General features: G+C 31.7%; 5 protein-coding genes. 3 read left to right on the top strand and 2 right to left on the bottom strand.

Translation table 11 applies throughout. The features are described 5' to 3' along the window. Positions 1–303, top strand: a 303-nt coding sequence (gene upp / locus ACJAX4_RS23240) for a uracil phosphoribosyltransferase (RefSeq protein WP_435791818.1), incomplete at its 5' end; no start/stop codon positions are given. Positions 304–389: 86 nt separating this feature from the next. On the opposite strand, the gene ACJAX4_RS23235 is transcribed toward upp, so the two are convergent. Continuing rightward, complete coding sequence (locus tag ACJAX4_RS23235) at positions 390–935, bottom strand: NADH peroxidase (RefSeq protein ID WP_435791817.1); 546 nt, start codon at positions 933–935, stop codon at positions 390–392. 140 nt (positions 936–1075) lie between these two features. Further along, a complete protein-coding gene (locus ACJAX4_RS23230; RefSeq protein WP_435791816.1) occupies positions 1076–1771 on the bottom strand; it encodes a Crp/Fnr family transcriptional regulator in 696 nt (231 codons plus the stop codon). Between the two features lie 134 nt (positions 1772–1905). Between ACJAX4_RS23230 and ACJAX4_RS23225 the strand changes: the two genes are divergently transcribed. Both ACJAX4_RS23225 and ACJAX4_RS23220 read left to right on the top strand, forming a co-directional pair. Next, entirely contained in the window at positions 1906–2634 is a 729-nt protein-coding gene (locus ACJAX4_RS23225; RefSeq protein WP_435791815.1) for an ATP-binding protein, read from the top strand. Between the two features lie 195 nt (positions 2635–2829). Then, positions 2830–3068: deoxycytidylate deaminase (locus ACJAX4_RS23220; protein WP_435791814.1), on the top strand; the 239-nt coding region annotated here is incomplete at its 3' end.

Below are 3068 nucleotides of genomic sequence, written 5' to 3'. Positions count from 1 at the left end.
CAACCAGTTGAATATTTTTGTAAATTACCTCAGGACATTAATGAAAGAGATGTAATTATAACAGATCCTATGATTGCTACAGGAGGGTCTGCAATAGATGCAATTGCAGCGCTTAAGAAAAGAGGAGCAAAAAACATAAAAATTATGGGACTTATAGCTGCTCCAGAGGGAATTAAGGCTATTACAGAGGCACATCCAGATGTGGATATATTCGTAGCTTCAATTGATGAAAGATTAAATGAAAAAGGATATATTGTACCAGGTCTCGGTGATGCGGGAGACAGATTATTTGGAACTAAATAGATAAATTTTATAATTTACCTATGGAAAGTAGAAAAAGCAACTTACAGAGGAACCTCTGTAAGTTGCTTTTTCTACTTAATTCAATTTTAATTGAAATATCTATTAAGTAAACCCTTAAATGCAGAGCCGTGACGGGCTTCATCTTTGCACATTTCATGTACTGTATCATGAATTGCATCATAGTTAAGTTTTTTAGCTAAAGTAGCTAAATCTTTTTTACCTTGACAAGCGCCATGTTCAGCCGCAACTCTCATTTCAAGATTTTTCTTTGTATCTGCTGTTACTACATCTCCAAGTAATTCAGCGAATTTTGAAGCGTGGTCAGCTTCTTCGAAAGCTATTCTCTTATAAGCTGCTGCTATTTCAGGAAAACCTTCTCTATCAGCTTGGCGACTCATTGCTAAGTACATACCAACTTCAGTACATTCTCCAACAAAATTAGCTTTTAATCCTTCTAAAACTTCGGCGTCAACTTCTTTAGCAACTCCAATTTTATGTTCATCTGCCCATGACATATCATCATCAGTTTTTTCTACGAATTTATCGGATTTTGCACCACATACTGGGCACACATCTGGTGCGAAGTCTCCTTCGCGAATATATCCACATACTGTACAAACAAATTTTTTCATATTTATTTCCCCCTTGTATTTCTTATTAAGTTTGTAGGAAGTTTAAATTCCTTACAATATAAAGTATACAACAACGGATAATAATTATCAAGTAAAATTTAATATTTATTAAAAAAATTCTAATATAGCAAAAGACTGCTCTATATGAGTATGTCTTCAATGCCCTCTAAATTTTTTATTTGGACTAAACTTTTATTGAAATCTATTAATCCGTCATCTTTCATATTTACAAATTCTCTTGAAAGAGATGGTCTTTGAACTCCTAGGTGCTCTGCGAGATCTTTTCTAGATAAAGGAAGCACAAGGGATAAGGTCTTTTGAATTTCATACTGAGATAGCAAGTAATTAGATATCTTTTGTCTTAATGTTTCAAAGGAGAGCTCCTTTATTTTTCTATTAAGTAAAAGTATTTTACTTGATAGAAGTTGCATGAAATTACTTAATACTTTAGGGTAAGCACTACACATAGCTAAAATATCTTTTTTTGAAATATAAAGTATAATTGAACCTTTAGATTTTACTATAGTAGCTGGGTACATATTTGTCTCTGAAAAAGCTATTGCTTCTCCAAAAGTATTTCCCTTATTTAATTTGGCAAGTGTAACAACTTTTCCGCTAGCGTAATGTTTTTGTACCTCTAGTTCGCCACGAATTACAATTCCTAAAGAGTTACAAATATCACCCTCTAGTGCAATTATACAGCCACGGCATTCATCACAGTTTTTACAATTATCGTAGATGGAGTAGTTTATATTCGCTAATAAAATTTTTAATTCCTCAGGAGTTAAGTTTTTAAATAAAATGCAGTGCTTTAGATGTTCAAGTAAATTATTCATAAAATCACCCCTTAATCTTTAATTTGGTAACATAAGTTACATACTATCATAAGTAATTTTAATATAATAAGCACATACAGTCAATGAGATATTAAATTTTAAAAAATATATATATAAATTTAGGAGGAGTTAAAATGAAAAGAGATATTATAAGTATAGATGAAGATAAATGTAATGGTTGCGGATTGTGCATAAGTGGTTGTCATGAAGGTGCTATAGAGTTAATAAATGGTAAGGCTAAATTAATAAGCGATGAGTATTGTGATGGCCTTGGAGATTGCCTTCCGCAGTGTCCTACAGATGCCATTAAAATAATTCAAAGAGATGCAGCAGATTATGATGTAGTGGCAGTTGAAACAAAGAAGGAACAAAGTAATAAGAAGGAAGATTCACCTTGTGGATGTCCTGGAACCATGGAAAAGTCCATAAAGAGAAATGTGAATATTAAGGCGAAAATAGCACCTGTTAAAACAAATGATGATTCAGGTTTATCGGTAGCTTCAGAATTAAATCAGTGGCCTGTACAGTTGAAATTAGTGAGTTCAAAGGCTGCATTTCTAAATGGCGCAGATATATTGATTGCCGCAGATTGCACTGCTTATGCTTATGGAAATTTTCATAATGAGTTTATTAAGGGAAAGGTAACACTTATAGGGTGTCCAAAACTTGATGATAGTGATTATTACAAACAGAAAATAGCTGAAATATTAAAAAACAATGATATTAAGAGTATTACTGTAGTTAGAATGGAAGTGCCATGTTGTGCGGGCATTGTAAGTTCTGTAAAAGCAGCTATGCTTGAGGCTGGTATAATAGTACCATATAAAGAGGTTACTATTAGTATAAACGGAGCAATAATCTAATATTGATTTGATCAGATCAAAAACATATATTATCAAAACATGTTAGTTTTGATAATATATGTTTTTTTGTTTAATTAAACCCTTTAAATTAGTATCATTTTAGTGTAAAATAATATTGATTGATTATGTAGATTCTGTTTGTATTTTACAATTTTTTATCTAAATAATTAAAATATATTAATAAGAGGTATAATTATGTCAAGAATTGACAAACATAATTATTATTTGGATATATGTGAAAATATATCTAATAGAGGAACTTGTTTACGTAGAAATTTCGCAGCTATAATAGTGAAGAATGATGAGATTATTTCTACAGGATACACAGGAGCACCTAGAGGTAGAAAAAACTGTTGTGATTTAGGTGTCTGTAAGAGGGAAGAATTAAAAGTGCCGAGAGGCACAAGGTATGAACTTTGTAGATCAGTTCATGC

The sequence above is a fragment of the Clostridium sp. genome, from assembly GCF_051278035.1.
Taxonomy (GTDB): domain Bacteria; phylum Bacillota; class Clostridia; order Clostridiales; family Clostridiaceae; genus Clostridium_AD.
This window is presented reverse-complemented; position numbering and strand designations above follow the sequence as displayed.